The organism is Rahnella sp. ChDrAdgB13, assembly GCF_017655185.1.
Taxonomy (GTDB): Bacteria; Pseudomonadota; Gammaproteobacteria; order Enterobacterales; family Enterobacteriaceae; genus Rahnella; species Rahnella contaminans.
This window is the reverse complement of sequence record NZ_JAEMGT010000026.1, coordinates 1-18,597: the sequence shown is the minus strand read 5'-3', so window position 1 is coordinate 18,597 and position 18,597 is coordinate 1. Positions and strand designations below refer to the sequence as shown.

18 protein-coding genes are annotated in these 18,597 nt (G+C 52.2%); 10 read left to right on the top strand and 8 right to left on the bottom strand.

Annotated elements, in window-relative coordinates:
* The first annotated feature begins 8 nt into the window (after window positions 1-8).
* On the top strand, window positions 9-1,430 hold the full coding sequence (locus J8X26_RS08955; protein ID WP_208950723.1) for a gamma-aminobutyraldehyde dehydrogenase: 1,422 nt from the start codon (window positions 9-11) through the stop codon (window positions 1,428-1,430).
* Window positions 1,431-1,934: 504 nt separating this feature from the next.
* On the opposite strand, the gene J8X26_RS08950 is transcribed toward J8X26_RS08955, so the two are convergent.
* Together J8X26_RS08950 and tehB are read right to left on the bottom strand one after the other, a co-directional pair.
* Window positions 1,935-2,348, bottom strand: a complete 414-nt coding sequence (locus J8X26_RS08950) for a hypothetical protein (RefSeq protein ID WP_165059852.1) — start codon at window positions 2,346-2,348, stop codon at window positions 1,935-1,937.
* A 250-nt stretch (window positions 2,349-2,598) separates the two neighbouring features.
* Window positions 2,599-3,198 (bottom strand): tellurite resistance methyltransferase TehB, encoded by a 600-nt coding sequence (tehB, locus tag J8X26_RS08945; protein WP_208950707.1) that lies wholly within the window; start codon window positions 3,196-3,198, stop codon window positions 2,599-2,601.
* A 124-nt stretch (window positions 3,199-3,322) separates the two neighbouring features.
* On the opposite strand from tehB, the gene J8X26_RS08940 reads away from it, so the two are divergent.
* Window positions 3,323-3,958 (top strand): Vat family streptogramin A O-acetyltransferase, encoded by a 636-nt coding sequence (locus J8X26_RS08940; RefSeq protein WP_208950706.1) that lies wholly within the window; start codon window positions 3,323-3,325, stop codon window positions 3,956-3,958.
* Window positions 3,959-3,961: 3 nt separating this feature from the next.
* Here the strand turns inward: J8X26_RS08940 and J8X26_RS08935 are convergent, their stop codons facing one another.
* Window positions 3,962-4,489: a GNAT family N-acetyltransferase gene (locus J8X26_RS08935; protein WP_208950705.1), complete on the bottom strand. Its 528-nt coding sequence runs from the start codon at window positions 4,487-4,489 to the stop codon at window positions 3,962-3,964.
* A gap of 28 nt (window positions 4,490-4,517) precedes the next feature.
* Window positions 4,518-5,432 (bottom strand): LysR family transcriptional regulator, encoded by a 915-nt coding sequence (locus J8X26_RS08930; protein ID WP_208950704.1) that lies wholly within the window; start codon window positions 5,430-5,432, stop codon window positions 4,518-4,520.
* Between the two features lie 114 nt (window positions 5,433-5,546).
* Between J8X26_RS08930 and J8X26_RS08925 the strand changes: the two genes are divergently transcribed.
* A complete protein-coding gene (locus J8X26_RS08925) occupies window positions 5,547-6,935 on the top strand; it encodes an MFS transporter (RefSeq protein WP_208950703.1) in 1,389 nt (462 codons plus the stop codon).
* Window positions 6,932-7,321 (top strand): DUF4440 domain-containing protein, encoded by a 390-nt coding sequence (locus tag J8X26_RS08920; protein WP_208950702.1) that lies wholly within the window; start codon window positions 6,932-6,934, stop codon window positions 7,319-7,321. The genes J8X26_RS08925 and J8X26_RS08920 overlap by 4 nt, the downstream gene beginning before the upstream one ends.
* 55 nt (window positions 7,322-7,376) lie before the next feature.
* Here the strand turns inward: J8X26_RS08920 and J8X26_RS08915 are convergent, their stop codons facing one another.
* From J8X26_RS08915 to J8X26_RS08900, 4 genes are all read right to left on the bottom strand, one after another.
* Window positions 7,377-8,648, bottom strand: coding sequence for a cytochrome c (locus J8X26_RS08915; RefSeq protein WP_374101274.1), 1,272 nt, complete (start codon window positions 8,646-8,648; stop codon window positions 7,377-7,379).
* A 15-nt stretch (window positions 8,649-8,663) separates the two neighbouring features.
* The gene (locus J8X26_RS08910) at window positions 8,664-10,433 is read right to left on the bottom strand and encodes a GMC family oxidoreductase (protein WP_208950700.1); all 1,770 of its coding nucleotides are present in this window, start codon (window positions 10,431-10,433) and stop codon (window positions 8,664-8,666) included.
* A 45-nt stretch (window positions 10,434-10,478) separates the two neighbouring features.
* On the bottom strand, window positions 10,479-11,204 hold the full coding sequence (locus J8X26_RS08905) for a gluconate 2-dehydrogenase subunit 3 family protein (RefSeq protein WP_152326752.1): 726 nt from the start codon (window positions 11,202-11,204) through the stop codon (window positions 10,479-10,481).
* Window positions 11,205-11,767: 563 nt separating this feature from the next.
* The gene (locus J8X26_RS08900) at window positions 11,768-12,790 is read right to left on the bottom strand and encodes a LacI family DNA-binding transcriptional regulator (RefSeq protein ID WP_208950699.1); all 1,023 of its coding nucleotides are present in this window, start codon (window positions 12,788-12,790) and stop codon (window positions 11,768-11,770) included.
* 428 nt (window positions 12,791-13,218) lie between these two features.
* On the opposite strand from J8X26_RS08900, the gene J8X26_RS08895 reads away from it, so the two are divergent.
* The 6 genes from J8X26_RS08895 to chbG all read left to right on the top strand — a co-directional run bounded on the left by J8X26_RS08895 (window position 13,219) and on the right by chbG (window position 18,511).
* Window positions 13,219-13,539, top strand: coding sequence for a PTS sugar transporter subunit IIB (locus J8X26_RS08895; RefSeq protein WP_152326754.1), 321 nt, complete (start codon window positions 13,219-13,221; stop codon window positions 13,537-13,539).
* A 122-nt stretch (window positions 13,540-13,661) separates the two neighbouring features.
* Window positions 13,662-15,020, top strand: a complete 1,359-nt coding sequence (gene chbC, locus J8X26_RS08890; protein ID WP_152326755.1) for a PTS N,N'-diacetylchitobiose transporter subunit IIC — start codon at window positions 13,662-13,664, stop codon at window positions 15,018-15,020.
* A gap of 63 nt (window positions 15,021-15,083) precedes the next feature.
* Window positions 15,084-15,431 (top strand): PTS N,N'-diacetylchitobiose transporter subunit IIA, encoded by a 348-nt coding sequence (chbA, locus tag J8X26_RS08885; RefSeq protein WP_152326756.1) that lies wholly within the window; start codon window positions 15,084-15,086, stop codon window positions 15,429-15,431.
* Window positions 15,432-15,445: 14 nt separating this feature from the next.
* Window positions 15,446-16,282, top strand: coding sequence for a transcriptional regulator ChbR (gene chbR / locus J8X26_RS08880; RefSeq protein WP_152326757.1), 837 nt, complete (start codon window positions 15,446-15,448; stop codon window positions 16,280-16,282).
* Between the two features lie 76 nt (window positions 16,283-16,358).
* The gene (locus J8X26_RS08875; RefSeq protein WP_152326758.1) at window positions 16,359-17,702 is read left to right on the top strand and encodes a 6-phospho-beta-glucosidase; all 1,344 of its coding nucleotides are present in this window, start codon (window positions 16,359-16,361) and stop codon (window positions 17,700-17,702) included.
* A gap of 47 nt (window positions 17,703-17,749) precedes the next feature.
* Window positions 17,750-18,511: a chitin disaccharide deacetylase gene (chbG, locus tag J8X26_RS08870; protein WP_208950698.1), complete on the top strand. Its 762-nt coding sequence runs from the start codon at window positions 17,750-17,752 to the stop codon at window positions 18,509-18,511.
* Window positions 18,512-18,597: the final 86 nt, after the last annotated feature.

The window sequence follows — 18,597 nt, the reverse complement described above, 5'->3', positions numbered from 1 at the left end:
GAAAAATGATGCAAACGAACATGCTGATTAATGGTGAGCTGGTTGCCGGAGAAGGGACGTCATTGCCGGTTTTCAACCCGCATAACGGACAGGAAATTGTGCGCCTGGCGCAGGCCAGCGAACAGCAGACCAAACAGGCCGTCGATATGGCGCACCGCGCATTTACCGGCTGGGGGCAGACCACGCCGAAAAGCCGTTCTGAGTTGTTACTGGCGCTGGCCGATCGTATCGAAGCCAGTGCTGAAGCCCTCGCGGAACTCGAATCGCTGAACTGCGGTAAACCTTATCATCTGGCGCTGGGCGATGAAATTCCGGCGGTAGCCGACGTGTTCCGTTACTTTGCCGGTGCCAGCCGTTGTCTGAACGGGCTGGCGAGTGGCGAGTATCTGACCGGACATACCTCCATGATCCGCCGCGACCCGCTGGGCGTGGTAGCGTCTATCGCGCCGTGGAACTATCCGCTGATGATGGCGGCGTGGAAAATCGCGCCCGCACTGGCGGCGGGCAATTGTGTGGTGATCAAACCGTCTGAAATCACGCCACTGACGGCGCTGAAGCTGGGCGAACTGGCACAAGATCTTTTTCCGGCGGGCGTGCTGAACGTGCTGTTTGGTGACGGTCAGACGGTGGGTAACGCGCTGACGCATCACGATAAAGTGCGTATGATCTCCCTCACCGGTTCGGTCGCGACGGGCGAGAAAATTGTCGCGCAGGCTACCAGCGGCATCAAACGTACCCACATGGAACTCGGCGGCAAAGCGCCGGTGATTGTGTTTGATGACGCGGATATCGATAAGGTAGTTGAAGGCGTACGCACGTTTGGCTTCTACAACGCCGGGCAAGACTGTACCGCCGCCTGCCGCATTTACGCGCAGAAAGGCGTTTATGCCCGGCTGGTCGCGGCGCTGGGCGAAGCGGTTTCCACGCTGAAATTAGGCACTGATGAAAACAGCGAAATGGGCCCGCTGGTTTCTGCGGCGCATCTCGAACGTGTCGAAGGTTTCGTGCTGCGCGCAAAACAAGTGCCGCATATTGAGGTCGTGACCGGCGGCGAACGCGTTTCCGGCGAAGGGTATTACTTCCAGCCCACCGTTCTGGCGGGGGCACGGCAGGAAGATGAAATCGTTCAGCAAGAAGTATTCGGACCGGTGGTCAGCATCACCGAATTCGACACCGAAGATCAGGTTCTGGACTGGGCAAACGAATCGAACTATGGGCTGGCCTCTTCCGTCTGGACGCAAAACATCGGTCGCGCCCATCGCCTGAGCGCCCGCCTGCAATATGGTTGTACCTGGGTGAATACGCACTTCATGCTGGTCAGTGAAATGCCACACGGCGGCCAGAAACAATCCGGCTACGGCAAAGACATGTCGATGTACGGACTGGAAGATTACACGGCGATCAGGCACATAATGATAAAACACGAATAACGTGTTCACATTGTTCGTAGCAGTTACTCAGGCGCAGCACATCTTCAAAATCATTTGTTATCAGGCTAATAGTCAAAATGGCAATTATTGTTAAATACTAGTAGGAGGAATCTGAGAAGATGAGTTCGCCCCTTCAAGAGCTAAGCCAATGAGAGTGCCGGAGATAAGCGCCGGGTGGGGTAAAAATTAATGAGAAGGCCGCCATCAGGCGGCCTTTTTGCGTTTCTGAAGCGGAATCTACGATGAACTGCTCAGGAATATGATGGCGATAATGAACGAGACGACCGTCAGAGCAGCGAGTAAGCAGTTGCCGGGAGTCAGCAACTTGTTGTTGGTCTTGCTTCGGTGGTTTCGGAACAGTATCCAGATCATCACAATCCCGATGAGTATGAATATTATCCCGCCGGTGAGACTGGCAACTGAAGTCATGTATGAGCCCTCATCAGTTAAACCCTAATGATAGCTCATATTATTGAATCTATTCCCGAAGCAGGCGGGCGGGCGTTATGCCTCGCCGGACGCTGCGATTTTTTTGCGGGCAATGTCGATAAACAGAATGCTGGCCGCGAACGAAATTCCGGAGCCGATGATCATGGAAAGCAGATAAGAAGTGACGTAATTATATTCTTTATCTATTAATGTCTGCTGTTCAGAAATTAAATCAATGTTGTCCATGACATAACCCCGGGACAAAAAGAGCCCTGCCCATAGCGCACCGCAGACAATGAAACAGGTATAACAGACGTACGAGAATTTTTTATCAATATAATCAAGGTAGAACTTGGGATCTGAATAGGCCATTTTGAGGAGTCCCAAAAAACAGCCCAGATAAATACCAATTAACCACTTCATTACGTCCCAGTTCATAGATGTCTCTGAATGTTGCCGCTGCGGCAGTAAACGAAAGATAGAAGCCATGTCCGGATGCTCCGTTACGCATCGCTCAACAGCCGCCAAAACCTTAACAATTTGATTTTACGTTGTTTTTGTCGTAAATAACGCGACGTATTATCACACACACTTTGACATTCTGGCAAGATTGTTCACGTCGTGGGCAGAGTGAAACAGGTTAACGAAAGTCCTGAATTGCTGAGCGTAGACGGAAATAAAAAAGAGCCGGAGATTTCTCTATCGGCTCTTTATTGGCAATAAACGTTTTAATGCTTAATTAACGTTTTTTCGCCAGCAATGTGGCAAACCGCAGTTTGTAACGGTTACCGTTTTCGTCGCGTTTATGTAGCTCGCCGACGTCTTCGTTGTATTTCACGATTTCCCAGCCTTCGTAATAATTACGCAACTCTTCCGGTTTGAAGGTAAACGGGAAAGGCAGCGGACACGGATAATCCGGGCTGTCCATGGCCGCGACAATCAGGTTGTAGCCGCCGGGCCTGGTCGCTGCGTGCATGTCTCTGATGATGTACGGAATGCTGTTTCGTTCCAGGAACATCATCACCACGGTGGAGAAAATGAAATCATATTCGCCGCTGAAACGGTGCGTGTTCAGGTCCTGCTCGCTGATACTGATGTGTTGCAGAGATTCAGCCGCAATAATGTCATTCACTTTCGCCACGCTCATCGGGTTATTGTCCCAACCGGTGACATCAAAGCCTATCAGATTCAGATACAGTGAGTTACGCCCGCTTCCGCAGCCTAAATCCAGCGCTTTACCCGGCTGAACGTAATTAACCGCGTTGATAATTTCTGAATGGGTACGGGTCAGGCCGTATTTTTCGGTGTAATAGTCTTCTGGTGCGGGTTGCTGTGTCATTCGCAGATTTCCTGAATAGTGAATCGATTACCCGCGATTATCCTCTAAAATAGAGTGCTGGCACCATGACTCTTAGTGGGGGGCAGCGTCCTGTCCCGCCGGGTCATTTATATAAGGAGATAACATGTTGGGTCCGTCCCCCGATAACAAGCATCCGATGGCAGGTTTTCCTCAGATCTGCTTCATCAAAAACACCGTCAGCAATCCCGATATTATTATTGGCGACTACACCTACTACGACGATCCCGTTGATTCAGAAGATTTCGAGCGCAACGTGCTTTATCACTTTCCGTTTATTGGCGATAAGCTGGTGATTGGAAAGTTCTGTGCCCTGGCCCGCGGGGTGAAATTCATCATGAACGGGGCGAATCACAAGCTCTCGGGCATTTCGACCTATCCGTTTCAAATTTTTGGCAACGGATGGGAAAAGGTGACGCCAGCGGCAGAAGACCTGCCTTTTAAAGGCGATACGGTGATCGGGCATGACGTCTGGATTGGCTATGAAGCCCTGTTTATGCCCGGCGTTAAGGTCGGGAACGGCGCCATTGTTTCATCGAAATCTGTGGTCACCGGCGATGTCCCTGCTTACGCCATCGTGGGAGGTAATCCTGCTAAGGTCATCAGATACCGTTTCGACAGTGAGACAATCGCACGCCTGGAGCAGATCGCCTGGTGGAACTGGCCGGTTGAGAAGGTTTCCGCCCATCTGGCGCTGATCACCGCAGGCGACGTTGACGCGCTGATCACCTGCTTACCATAAACGTCAGCGGACTGAACGCTGATCCGTTTGCCGGTAAAGATAGCTCCCGACACCGTGTACCGGATCACCTTCAAAACCGACTTTCTGCATGCCGATTTTCTCCAGTACGCGCTGCGACGCCAGATGGTTTTCGCGCACGGTGGCAGAAATCCGCTTAATGCCCAGTTTCTCAAAACCGGCGTTAAGTGCTGCGCTGGCAAATTCCGTTGCCAGCCCTTTTCCCCACGCGCTGGTCGCAAAGCGATAACCGAGAAATACCCGGTGATTCTCGTAACCTTCACGGACCCCCAGACCTCCAAAACCGATAATGTCATCTGGCTTATGGCTCAGCGTAATCGCCCAATGTCCGAAACCGTGCTCGGGCCATTCCTGTAACCAGCCGCCGAGTTTTTCCTTCGCCGCCGCCATATCTTTAATCGGGCCACGTGGATTAAAAAGATTTGTCTGCGGATCGCCGTAAATAGCGAAAAATGAACCGATATCATCAGCCTCTACAGGCCGGAGAATTAACCGCGATGTTTCGAGGATCATAGTCAGCGTTTTCCTTCTGTTAGCTGAACTAAATCTTAGACTGAGCGTGTGACTCTGCCATCTGTTTTTTCAGAAAGTCGATAAAACACCGCACTTTTTCAGGGACATGACGTGTGTTTGGATAGAGCGCAAAAATACCCTGTGGCGGGAAACGGTGATCGGGCAGAAAATGGCATAAACGCAGTGCGTCGATTTCCGGTTGCACCAGCCAGTCCGGCAGCAGGGCGACGCCAGCACCGGCCAGCGCAAAAGCTAACAGCGCCGAAGCGCTGTCGGCGGTCACGGCCGGAGGCGAGGAAACCCGGAAAGGTATCTTCTCTCCATGAGCATTTGTCACCGGCCAGCTCATCGGCAGCGGCAAACGGCTGTGTGCAATCCACGAGGCCTGAGCCAGCTCTTCCGGCGTTTGAATTTCTCCCGATTGATGTAAATACTCCGCTGAGGCGACCGGCAGGATTTCAAAACTCCCCAGTGTGGCGGCGTGGTGGCTGGAATCGGCTAACTGACCGAGGCGGATCGCCAGATCAAAACGTCCGGCAATCAGATCATCGTGATTCGAGGACGCGACGTGCTGAATGCGTAATTGCGGATGCAGCGAGGAAAACGCCGCCAGTGCCGGAACCACTACGCGCGCGCCGTATTCCGGGGTGCTGGTGATGCGTAGTTGTCCGCTCAGGCCGCCGTGATCGCGGCGCACATCGTCCAGCACCGCTTCGGCTTCCTGCAACAAGGTCTGACAACGCTGATAAAAGCGTTCGCCCGATTCAGTCAGTGCGAGCCGTCGCGTGCTGCGGGTCAGCAACGCGACGCCGGTTTCACTTTCCAGTTGTTTGACGTTGAAACTGACCACCGCTTTGGTCAGCCCGAGCGAGGCTGCTGCGCCGGTAAAACTGCCTGCGTTCACCACCGCCACAAAAATCTCCAGCCGCTGCAAATTCAGCATTTCCCGCTTCCTTATTGTCAAAATTATTTTGACAGTGTAACTGTGTCCCGCCCATTTATCCCAGAGAAGTTCTCCGTTAGATTGCACGGCTTAACGGATTGTGGAAGAGAGCTGATGAGCCACAGGGCGCGGGTTGCCGCGGTATATTTACTCGGTTTTTTCGTTGATCTGATCAACATGTTTATCGCCAACGTAGCCTATCCCGGCATCGCACGGCAGTTTGATGCACCGGTCAGTGCGCTGGCGTGGGTCAGCACCGGCTATATCCTCGGGCTGACGCTGGTTATTCCGCTCAGCCGGGCTTTAACCGCACGTTTCGGGGCGCGGCGGGTGTTTATCCTTTCCCTGACGATTTTTATGGTCGCCTCTTTTGGTGCCGCTGGCGCCACCCATCTGACCACGCTGACTGGCTGGCGTATTGTGCAGGGGCTGGGCGGTGGATTATTGATCCCGCTCGGGCAGACGCTGACGTACGCACTTTACCCCAGCCATGAACGCGCCAGACTTTCGGCGGTGATCATGCTGGTCGGGCTGCTGGCACCGGCGCTTTCTCCGGCCATCGGCGGCATTATCGTTGACAGTTTCAGCTGGCGCTGGGTGTTTATTGCCAGCCTGCCTCTGGCGCTGCTGGCCTGGGTTCTGGCCCTTTTATGGTTGCCAGAAGCCCCGTATGAACCGGCTGAAAGGTTCGATCTCAAGGGATTTTTGCTGCTTAACGGCGGGCTGATGCTGGTGTTATGGGGACTGACATCGCTGGGCGAAAGCAGTGAATGGCTGAGCGGCAGCGCGTTATTGCTGGCGGGCACAGGGCTGATGGCGATGTTTATTCGCGTATCCCGAAAACAGACGGAGCCTTTACTGGATCTGACGCTGATAAAAGATCCGCTGTTGCGCACTGGCATGCTGGTTTATCAGTGTATTCCCGGTGTCTTTACCGGCGTCAGTTTGATTGCGATGCTGTATCTGCAAAATGAACACCATTTCTCAGCGGCGCAGTCAGGCAGTCTGATGTTGCCCTGGTCGCTGGCGTCGTTTGCTGCCATCAGTTTTACCGGCAAAATGTTTAACCGGCTGGGGCCGCGGGCGCTGTTTATCCCCGGTTGCCTGATTCAGGGAGCAGGTATTGGCTTGCTGGCGCTGCTCAGTGTGTTTCCCGCAGCACCGTGGCTGGCGATCGCCGCGTTCACGCTGATGGGAGCGGGCAGCAGTTTGTGCAGCAGCACGGCGCAAAGTGGCGCGTTCTTACATATTCAGACGGAGAAACTGGCTGATGCCAGTGCGCTCTGGAACATCAACCGCCAGCTGAGTTTTTGTCTGGGCGTGACGCTGGTCAGCGTAATGCTCAATATTTTGCAGATTTACCTTCCGCAATCGGCGTTCAGGCTGGCGTTCATTCTTGCTGCCGTCAGCGTTATTGTTCCGGTGTTGCTGTGTCTGCGGTTACCTGGCCGTGAAATTGTGCAGGAACCGAATCAGCGAGAACTTCAAAAGGAGAGCAGATGAATCGTTTTGTGAAAGAAGTGTTTGAAGCGCATGAGTTAATCCAGCGCTGGTTTTCGGACTCCGGCGCACCCGAGCAGGTTTGTGATGAACTGCTGGCGCGCTTTAGTCCGGCCTATTCGATGGTGACGATCACCGGCCACCGGCTGGACCATCCGGCATTGTGTGCGTTTTTCAGGGCGCAGCGGGGCGCGAAAAGCGGACTGAAGATTGAGGTCGAAAAGCCGGTGCTGGTTGCGGAAAGTGAAAAAGGCGCCGTCGTTGCGTATCAGGAACGCCAGCAGTTGCCCGGCCAGCCGGAAACGCTGCGTTATTCCACGGTGTTATTTGTGGTGGATGCAGAAGGAATGATTCTGTGGCGTCATTTGCATGAAACGGCGGCGGCCTGATTAGGTAAAAAAAACGGCTTTCCGTGAGGAAAGCCGTTTGTGCTTACAAAAGGGATTACTTCGTCAGAGTTTTTCTGACTTCACTGACATCTTTTGCCGTCACCGCCGGTGCGTTGTTGCCCCAGCCCTGACGGATAAAGGTCGACAGTTGCGCCGCTTCTTCATCAGTCAGACGGTTGGCAAAGCCCGGCATCGCCAGCGTGGACGGTGCGCGTGCGGTGGACGGCTGCTGAGCTCCGGCGAGGATGGTGTGGATCAATCCGGTCGGGTCTTTGGCATTCACAATCGTGGCCTGATCTAGCTGCGGGAACACGCCCGGTGCGCCTTTACCGGTCACGAAGTGGCAGGCACCGCAGTTATCCAGATACAGACGCTCGCCTTCGCTGAGGTTTTTCGCCGCGGTCAGTTTGGCTTCGGTCGCGCTGGCTTTCTGCGTATCCTCTGCCGGAACCGGCGGGTTGCCGCCCAGGAACTTGATGTACGCCGCAATGGCTTTCAGATCGTCATCGGTCATGTGTGCGGTACTGTTTTCCACCACAGACGTCATCTCGCCGCCCACCGCCGCTTTGTCATTACGTCCTTTGCCCAGATAATCGACGATTTCCTGCTCGTTCCAGTGCGCGACGCCGCGCAGGGAAGGGACGTCCCAGTTATTCAGGCTGCCGCCCGCCAGGAAATCAGAGTCGCTGCTGTCCAGCGCTTTCTCGTTCATACCGAAACCGCGCGGAGTATGACAACTGCCGCAGTGCCCCAGACTTTCCACCAGATACGCACCACGGTTCACCTGCTCAGAAGCGCCGCCGATGGGCTGGAAAGGTTTATCAGACGCGAACGCCCAGTTCCAGAAACGCATGCCCCAGCGCTGGCTGAACGGAAAGCTCAGATCCGTTTCCGGTGGCTGTTCCGCGCTCGGTTTTACGCCCTGCATAAAGTAAACGTAAAGCGCGTGCATATCTTCATCATTGATTTTGGCGTAATCCGGATAAGGCATCGCCGGATACAAACGCGTACCGTCCGGCAGAACGCCTTTACGCACCGCGTCCGAGAACTGGGCTTCGGTATAACCGCCGATGCCGTGGTCTTTATCCGGTGTAATGTTGGTCGAATAAATGGTGCCCAGATTCGAATTGATCGCCAGTCCGCCTGAAAACGCCGGTTTGCCCGCGACCGTATGGCACGCGCCGCAGTCGCCCAGACGCGCCACGTATTCGCCCTGTTTGATCAGCGCCGCGTTACCGGACTGTGGGTTGGTCTCCGCCTGCGCATTCGCCATAAATCCTGCACCCAGCAGCAGGGCATTAGCGATAAATAAACTTTTGAGTTTCATCCTGTTCATCTCCGCTTATGCCTGAACCAGTGGACCAGGGTTTTTCAGGTACTGATCTTTAATCGCCTGCGCCGCCATCAGGGTGATCGCCCCGATGGTGTCCGTCGGGTTAGCCTGGAAGTTCTGCGGGAAAGCATTACCGCCCGGCACAAACACGTTATGCACATCCCAGCTTTGCAGGAACTTGTTCAGCGCCGAGGTTTTCGGGTTATCGCCCATCACCGCGCCGCCCACATTGTGCGTGGAAACGTATTTGGTCAGGTCAAAGTGCGCGTCCATCGGCAGGAAGCTTTCGCTGTAGCTGTCCGGGTTCAGCTCTTTGGTGATATTGCCGACGATGCCTTTCAGATATTGCTGCAATTTAAGTTCGTTCTGCTTCCAGTCGAAGGTCATGCGCAGCAACGGATAGCCGTATTCATCTTTGTAGTTCGGATCGAGATCCAGATAAATGTCGCGGTAAGACTGGCAGGTGGTGGTGATGCTGATTTTCATCGAATGGCCGTACCATTCTTCCATCCCTTCTTTCCAGCCGGTGCCCCACGCAGGCGTGCCTTTTGGCAGAGACGTGCTGATTGGCGTACCGGTGGCCTGAGAACTGTGGATTTTTGCGCCGCCGATGAAGCCCAGAGCAGGGCCGTCGAAATTGCCCGGAGAGATGTCGTTGAACATCTGGCCGGTGGCGCCTGCTGTGGCAAACGGATTGAAGTTTTTGTCTTTGAAGAATAACGTCGAACCGCCGTTGCTCAGGAACGCATAGTTACGGCCAATCACGCCTTCTTCGGTGATCGGGTTGTACGGTTTACCAATGCCGGAAAGCAGCATCAGGCGCACGTTGCAGAACTGGAAGCTGCTGAGTACCACGATTTTCGCCGGCTGGAAGCATTCGTTGCCGTCTGCGTCCATGTAGACAACGCCTTTGGCGGTTTTCTTATCATCGTGCAACTCGACTTTCAGCACATTGGCATGGACTTCATAAGAGAAGTTATCCATGCGTTTCAGCGCGTCCATCACGGCAGTTTGCGGCGAGGCTTTCGAGTAGTTCAGGCACGGATATTTACTGCAATAACCGCAGTAGTTACACGGCGCTATCTGATTGCCGTACGGGTTGGTCCATGCGCGGGACACGCAGGCAGACGGGTTCGGGAACGGGTGATAGCCCATTTTTTTGGTGACTTCAGCAAACATGCTGCTGTTGAGCGTGTCTTCCAGCGCTGGCAGCGGATACGGCTCGGAGCGTGGCCCTTCAAACGGGTCACCGCCTTCCATAATCTGGCCGCGCAGGTTGCCGGTTTTACCGGACTGACCGCAGATGTGCTCAAACTTGGTGTAATACGGTTCGATTTCATCCCAGGTGAACGGGAAATCCATGATGCGCATGTCTTCCTGCAGGATACCCGGCTTGTAGGCTTCGTCGGCGTAGGTTTTGAGTTTCAAATCGGTCGGTGTCGGGCGGATCAGAACCGCTGTCCAGTGCAGACCGGAACCGCCCACGCCCGTGCCCGGCGCAAACGCGCCCCATTTACGGGTCGGCAGCGCGGTTTCACTCATGTTGTACCGCACGGTGACGGCGGCTTCTGCCGGTGTCGCCATGACTTTGTTTCGCACCGCATAGGCGTATTCGTCTGCCGGTTTCGGGTATGCAAATTCTTCATAGCCACGATCGCCGCCGCGTTCGAGCGCGCGAACGGTCAGGCCTGCCATCGCCAGCTCGATACTCATCAGTGAGCCGGCCCAGCCGAGGCCGACGACAACGACGTCGACTTCTGGTTTCGTTACTTTTGCCATCTTAAATCCTGTCAGTCATCAGAAAAGGGGAATAGGGCGAGGCACTCAGGCTCGTGCGCCCTGCAGGCTCACAGGCCCCAGCGGATACGGGACGTTGTGCTGCTTAACCCACTCGGTGAAACTGGCGCGTGCGCCGGGGAATCCGATGGCGATCCACGCCTTCATCCCTTTGTTTCCGCCGTAGATCGGATCTGCCAGATAACCGTGTTTGGTGTCGGAAAGCAGTTCACTGAAGAATTGCGAAGCGACGAGATTCTCTTCGCCCGCGTCCGCAAACTTAATGCCGTTTTTCTGCAATTGAGTCAGCACACTGTCTTTGTCCTGATCGCTAAGTTCATGGAAGGCTTTCTGATGATTTTGCTGACACCAGCTGTTCGCGATGCGAATGCCGGTTTTGTAGATTTGCTGCGGGCGGAAGGGGATCTGATACCCCATCGTGGCCGGAGCATGCACGTTGAACGGCCCCTGCATGTAGATTTCTTCACCGAAATCGCCGTGCATTTGCTGATCGATAAAAATGGGCACGTTGGTTTCGAGTGCGCCCGGCGCTTTGCCTTTACCGCCAGCGGGGATCAGGCGGTCAGCGGCGGCCATAATAAACTGCCACTCACCGGCGCTGAAAAAGATCGGTTTATAATCGAGTAAGTCCGGGGCAGCCATTTCCGCAGCTTGTGCCGCTGACAGTCCTTTCATCATGATGGTGCCGACAGGCAACGCCATCAGCGACCCAAGTAAAAACTTGCGACGGGTAGTTTTTTTTTGAAGGAGCATAGAATTACGACTCTCACATGCCTGATGTTAAGTTTGGGTTAATTGTTATTATTTTTGGGTACAAATTTATAATATCACCGCTACATTTAAAATAAATGACTAATTTCCACAAGGAATGTGAGGAGGAGATATTCCTTATGTTCCCCTATATCAGTGGTGAGTTTAAATTTTCTATAAAACAGTGAGTTATGATTATTTGGTTTGGGTGTGTAGTTTCAGAAATTTAGCATTTCTTATCAAAGAATAACGCTGGATAATTCCGGTTAAATTTAGGTCAATATAATTCCGGGAGGAAAGTTAATGTTATTTGTTGATATGAATGTTACCTAACATTTTTAACATTTAGAAAATGGAATAAAATTTGGAAGAGGATTTAAATTAACATTTAATGTTTTTATTAAGGTCAAAACCTTGGGCTTGCCGCCCAAACTGGCCTTAAGAGGCTCCTTCCTGGGCCTCTTTGGTCGGTTTCGGCGCGAGCCGCTGAGTGATAACCGCAATTGAAAAACCGAAATTTACGCCAGGCCGCTGCTTCAAAGCTGTTTGGGCGGCGAGCCCAAAAATTAAGCGGACTCCCTGATCACCAATCTGTACCCCGTATCCACAATCGGTTCTTCAACCTTAATCCCTTCAATTCTGTCCGCCAGCATAGTGGCTGCCCGGATCCCCAGCGCCCATTTATCTACGCTGACGGTCGTGATCGAAGGCCTGTTATGAGCCGCGAAATTCAAATCGGCAAAACCCATCACCGAGAAATCGTCGGGTACGCGCAGCCCCCGGGCTTCCGCTTCCATGATCACGCCCTGAGCCAGCGTGTCGGAACTGCAAATGATCGCGTCGAAACGCTCGCCGCGGGAAAGCATCTCTTTCAGCGCTGCCCGTCCGACTTCCATATTGGCAGGCAGCGACACCATCATTTCGCGGATTTCTGTGCCGGGCTGTGAACGTAAGACGGAGATCGCGCCATTCTTGCGCACCACGGCGCGTCTGTCCGAGGCACAGATAAAACCAAAACGCGTGAAGCCTTTCTCAAGGAAGTATTCGCCAATCGCATTGCCGACCTTTTCATGGGAAAAACCGATCAGCATATCAATCGGCGTCGGGGTCAAATCCCAGATTTCCACGACAGGAATATTGGCGTTGAGGATGATTCGTTTCAGATCTGACGAATGATGAATACCGGTCAGAACGATGCCGTCCGGACGGCGCGAAAGCAGGGTGGCGACAATCTCGGTTTCTGCGTCCGGTTCGTAACCGACAATACACAGCAGCATATGGTAGCCGCGCGCGGCCAGTTCATCGCTGATCGCCTGAACGGTATCGACAAACATATTGTTGTTAATCTGCGGCACAACCACAGCGATCAGCTTCGTGCGGCTGGTGGCCAGCCCGCCGGCCAGCATATTGGGGATATACCCGGTCACGTTCACGGCTTCCATCACTCGGGCGATGGTTGCGGGGCGCACAACTTTGGGATTATTCAGCGCCCGGCTGACCGTCATCGGTGAAAGACCGGCTTCTCTGGCAACATCTTCAAGCGTGGCCGAACGGGAACGACCTGTGTGATTCTTTATTATATTATTCAAGGTATTGCTCACTGGGTTGCAAGTTCAAACTACGAATGTTTGCGCAATCATTACCAGTTTCTCACAAGAAAATGAGGGGCGATAGACCCAAAGTGTTAAAACGCTGTTATCAGACAGAGATCAATTTGAGGGGGAAATTCTGATCCTTTCCTCTGCTCCTCAGCGACCAGTCGTCGTGCCCCTGTAAACGGGGAGCTTAATTATTTCCGCGAATTATTTGCCCAAAACGTGAAGGGAGTCATGGGCGATGGTCAAGGAGAGACAATTTCTATAAGTTCGGAATTATCCCTGCCGGAAGTGTTGCCGTATACTTCTCTCAAGCAGAAACAATTAACAATCTCTCTTTATCTGCTGACACTGAATAATGACAGATAAAGAAAGATCCGTTGTCAGACCTGCACTCTATACGGGATACGAGGGTTTTCATTATGGAAAAGAAAGTCATTTATTTGTTTTGTTCCGCCGGAATGTCCACTTCTCTGCTGGTTTCTAAAATGAAGGTTCAGGCCGAGAAATACGAAGTGCCTGTCATTATTGAAGCATTCCCTGAAACCCTGGCGGCCGAAAAAGGCAGCGCAGCGGATGTGATCCTCCTCGGCCCGCAAATTGGTTATATGCTGGAAGAAATTAAGAAGGTATTACCGGGCAAGCCGGTTGAAGTGATTGATTCTGCCCTCTACGGCAAAATTGATGGATTGGGTGTATTGAAAGCAGCGGTTGCTGCGATCAAAAAAGCAGCAGTGCAGTAAGTTTTAACTTTTGCGTCAATTTTAAATTAGCAGTGATTAGCATTTTTAAGTCAAAGAGAACTCCAGTCAAAGAGCGAATTTCATACCTTGCCGCCGGAAGGCGGCTTTAAAGGAAAATGCCAATGAGCAAAGCCATTGATTCACTTGAAAAGATACTTCTCCCGTTTGCGGTAAAAATAGGTAAGCAGCCCCACATTAATGCCATCAAAAATGGCTTCATCAAATTAATGCCGCTGACACTGGCTGGCGCCATGTTCGTTTTAATTAATAACGTATTCCTGAACTTTGGTGCCGGTTCCTTCTTTTATTCCTTAGGCGTTCGTTTAGACCCGTCAACCATTGAAACACTGGCGGGATTAAAAACTATCGGCATTAACGTTTATAACGGTACGCTCGGAATAATGTCGCTGATGGCGCCGTTCTTTATCGGCATGGCGTTAGCCGAAGAGCGGAAGGTCGATTCACTCTCGGCGGGATTATTAGCCGTTGCCGCATTTATGACCGTTACACCTTATAGCGTCGGTGAAGCGTATGCCGTTGGCGCAAACTGGCTGGGTGGCGCGAATATTATTTCGGGGATGGTAATCGGGCTTGTTGTCGCCGAAATGTTCACGTTTGTTATTCGCCGCAACTGGGTCATTACCTTGCCCGCCAGCGTCCCGACTTCCGTTTCGCGTTCTTTCTCCGCGTTAATTCCGGGCTTTATTATTCTGTTTATTTTCGGGGTAATTTCCTGGTTGCTCGGATTATATGGCCACAACTTCCACCAGATTATTATGGATTCCATTTCCAAACCTCTGGCGTCAATGGGAAGCGTGGTGGGCTGGGCATATGTAATTTTCAACTCACTGCTGTGGTTCTTTGGTGTGCATGGTTCTCTGGCGCTGACCGCGCTGGATAACGGCATCATGACTCCGTGGGCGCTGGAAAACATCGCGTTGTATACCGAGTACGGTTCTGTGAGTGCGGCGATTGAAGCGGGTAAGACCTTCCACTTCTGGGCCAAACCGATGCTCGACTCCTATATTCTGTTAGGCGGTTCCGGGGCAACGCTGGGTCTGATTATCGCCATCTTTATTGCATCACGCCGTGCGGATCACCGTCAGGTGGCGAAGCTGGCACTGCCGTCAGGTATCTTCCAGATTAATGAGCCGATTCTGTTTGGTCTGCCAATTATCATGAACCCGGTCATGTTCATCCCGTTCGTGCTGGTGCAGCCGATTCTGGCCGCTATCACGCTGGCGGCCTACAGCATGGGCATCATTCCGCCGGTCACCAACCTTGCACCGTGGACCATGCCGACCGGTTTGGGTGCTTTCTTTAACAGTAACGGCAGCATTGCGGCGCTGCTGGTCGCCTTGTTCAACCTCGGTGTCGCCACGTTGGTTTACATGCCTTTCGTGATTCTTTCCAACAAGGCACAGGCGATTATTGAAGAAGAAGAAAGCGAAGAAGATATTGCAGCCGCACTGAAATTCTAATCTGACCTGAAAGCGGGGCGAAAGCAGCCCCGCCATTCAGCGGACTTTCAAGGAGAGATAAACATGTTTGATTTAGACAGCATTGTTGAGACTGAAACTGAATTGCAGGATCTGGAAGAAGTGGTGATGGGGTTAATTATTAACTCCGGACAGGCGCGCAGCCTGGCGTACGCGGCGCTGAAAAAAGCCAAAGAGGGCGATTTTGAGCAAGCGCGCGCGGTGATGGCGCAGTCAAAAATGGCGCTGAACGAGGCGCATCTGGTGCAGACCAAACTGATTGAAGGTGATCAGGGTGAAGGGAAAACCAAAGTCAGCCTGGTGCTGGTCCATGCGCAGGATCATCTGATGACGTCGATGCTGGCCCGCGAACTGATTGCAGAACTCATTGAGCTTCATGAGAAAATAAAATAACGTAGGGATCCAGGATGCAGCCACAGGTATTGAGCATGGAAATCAAGACAGCGCGCGAAAATCAACTCTTCGACGGTCAAAATTTCCACATGTTCATCTACAACAAAGTAGAGAGTATTTCCGGGCTGCATGAACATGATTACTACGAATTTACCGTGGTGCTGACGGGGCGGTATTACCAGAACGTCAACGGGAAAAGGGTATTGCTGGAGCGCGGAGATTTTGTTTTTATTCCTCTGGGTTCGAATCATCAAAGCTTTTATGAATTTGGCGCGACAAGAATACTGAATGTCGGCATCAGTAAAGCTTTTTTTGAGCAGCATTATCTGACCCTGTTACCGGCACAGTTTATTGCGTCGCAGGTTTATAAAATAAACCACGAATTTCTAAATTATATTGAGTCCGTCACGGCGTCCCTTAACTTTCGTAACGGCGAGTTTAATGAATTTCTTGAGATGGTAACGTTTTATATCGTTAACCGTCTGCGCCACCATCGTGAATCGGAAGTGACCGCGGATATTCCGGGCTGGCTGACGATGGCGGTTGAGAAAATGCATGATAAATCGCGTTTCGGAGACAAGGCATTATCCAATATGGTGCAGTTATCCGGTAAGTCTCAGGAATATCTGACCCGTGCCACGCAGCGCCATTACGGCAAAACGCCGATGCAGATTATCAATGAGATTCGTATTGATTTTGCGAAGAAGCAGCTGGAAATTACGAACTACTCCGTCACCGATATTGCATTTGAGTCCGGTTACAGCAGCCCGAGTATGTTTATTAAGAATTTCAAAAAGCTGACTTCATTTACGCCGAATCATTACAGAAAGAAATTATTCAGCATTAACTAAATATCCATTTTTATTTGGATTTTTAAATTAATCGGTTTTGTAATTTACAGTGCATTATTATTGCACGGGAGTTCCTATGCGTAAAAAACTGAAAGTGGTCACCATTGGTGGCGGAAGCAGTTATACCCCTGAATTACTTGAAGGCTTTATTAAGCGTTACGACGAGTTACCGATTACCGAATTGTGGCTGGTCGATGTTGAAGGCGGAAAAGCCAAACAGGATATTATTTACGATCTGTGCGTGCGTATGGTTGAACGCGCGGGTGTGTCAATTGAAATACATAAAACGCTGGATCGCCGTGAAGCGCTGGCCGGGGCTGATTTCGTCACTACGCAGCTGCGCGTCGGTCAATTAAAAGCGCGTGAACTTGATGAACGTATCCCGCTGAGCCACGGTTATCTGGGGCAGGAAACCAACGGTGCGGGCGGGTTATTTAAAGGCTTACGCACAATTCCGGTGATTTTTGACATCATCAAAGATGTCGAAGAAATCTGCCCTGATGCCTGGGTGATTAACTTCACTAACCCGGCGGGCATGGTGACAGAAGCGGTATTCCGTCACACCCAATTCAAAAAATTCATCGGCGTCTGCAACATTCCTGTTGGCATGAAAATGTTCATTCAGGATGTGCTGAAACTGTCAGCTGAAGACGATTTGTCGATCGACCTCTTTGGCCTGAACCACATGGTGTTCATCAAAGACGTGCTGGTTAACGGCGAATCCCGTTTTGCAGAGCTGCTCGACGGCGTGGCGTCCGGCACACTGACCGCCGGTTCGGTGAAAAACATCTTTGATTTACCATTTAGCGAAGGGTTGATCCGCTCGCTGAACCTTCTGCCATGCTCGTATCTGCTGTATTACTTTAAGCAGAAAGAGATGCTGGCGATTGAAATGGGCGAATTCTACAAGGGCGGCGCGCGGGCAACCGTGGTACAGAAAGTCGAGAAACAACTCTTCGATCTGTACAAAAATCCGGAGCTGAACGTCAAACCAAAAGAGCTGGAACTGCGCGGCGGCGCGTATTATTCCGACGCGGCCTGCGAAGTGATCAGCGCGATTTACAACGACAAGCAGACCGAGCAGTACGTCAACTTCCCGCACAACGGCCATATTGATAATATTCCGGCGGACTGGGCAGTGGAAATGACCTGCACGATTGGCCGCGACGGCGCGAAACCGCATCCGCGGGTCACGCATTTTGACGATAAAGTGCTCGGCCTGATCTACACGATTAAAGGCTTCGAAATCGCGGCCAGCGAGGCGGCACTGAGCGGAAAATTCAATGATGTCCTGCTGGCGCTGAACCTCAGCCCGCTGATTCATTCCGATAAAGATGCTGAAATACTGGCGCGGGAAATGTTGCTCGCCCATGAAGCGCTGCTGCCCAACTTTGCCGATACCATTGCCGCGCTGAAATAATCCGCCGCCCTCCCGTAAAAAGGAGGGCGCGTTAAAAAGGGACGCTTATGGATAAATTACTGATTGTGAACGCCGACGATTTCGGGCTGTGCAAAGCGCAGAATTACGGGATTATCGACGCGTTCAGCAATGGCGTCGTGACGTCCACCACGGCGATGATGAATATGCCAACCATCGGGCACGCTGCGACGCTGAGTGCGGCAAATCCGGGGCTGGCCGTCGGGATGCATTTTGTCCTGACGCTGGGAAAACCGCTTTCTCCGATGCCCGGTCTGGTGCGCGAGAACGGTGAACTGGGAAAATGGATCTGGGAAATGGCGGAGCAGGGCACGCTGCCTCTTGATGAAATTAAGCAGGAGCTGAAAGCCCAGTTTGCACGGTTTGTAGAACTTTTTGGCCGTCTTCCCACGCATATCGACAGCCATCATCACGTACATCTGCTTGCGCCAATATTTCCGATTGTGGAAGCTTTTGCGAAAGAACAAGGCGTGGCGATACGCATCGATCGCGATGAAATCAGGAAGGGCGAAATTGTTCTGCGCGGCGCGAAAAGCACGCAGGGTTTCGACAGCACTTTCTACGGCGAAGCGATTTCAGAAGCGCTGTTTCTGAATACGCTGGATCAGGCCACCGCGCGCGGCGATGAGTCCGTGGAAATCATGTGCCATCCTTCGTTTATCGATAACACGATCCTGGCGAGCAAATATTGCTATCCGCGGCTGGCTGAGCTGGATGTTCTGACGTCCGCATCGCTGAAACAGGCGATTGCAGAGCGCGGGTTCAGGCTGGGGACGTTTAAGGATTTATAGGTTTTTGTAGCAAACCGGCTTTGTTGAATAAATCGAACTTTTTGCCGTAATCAGGATCAGATCACCACATTCTCGATCCTGTAGCG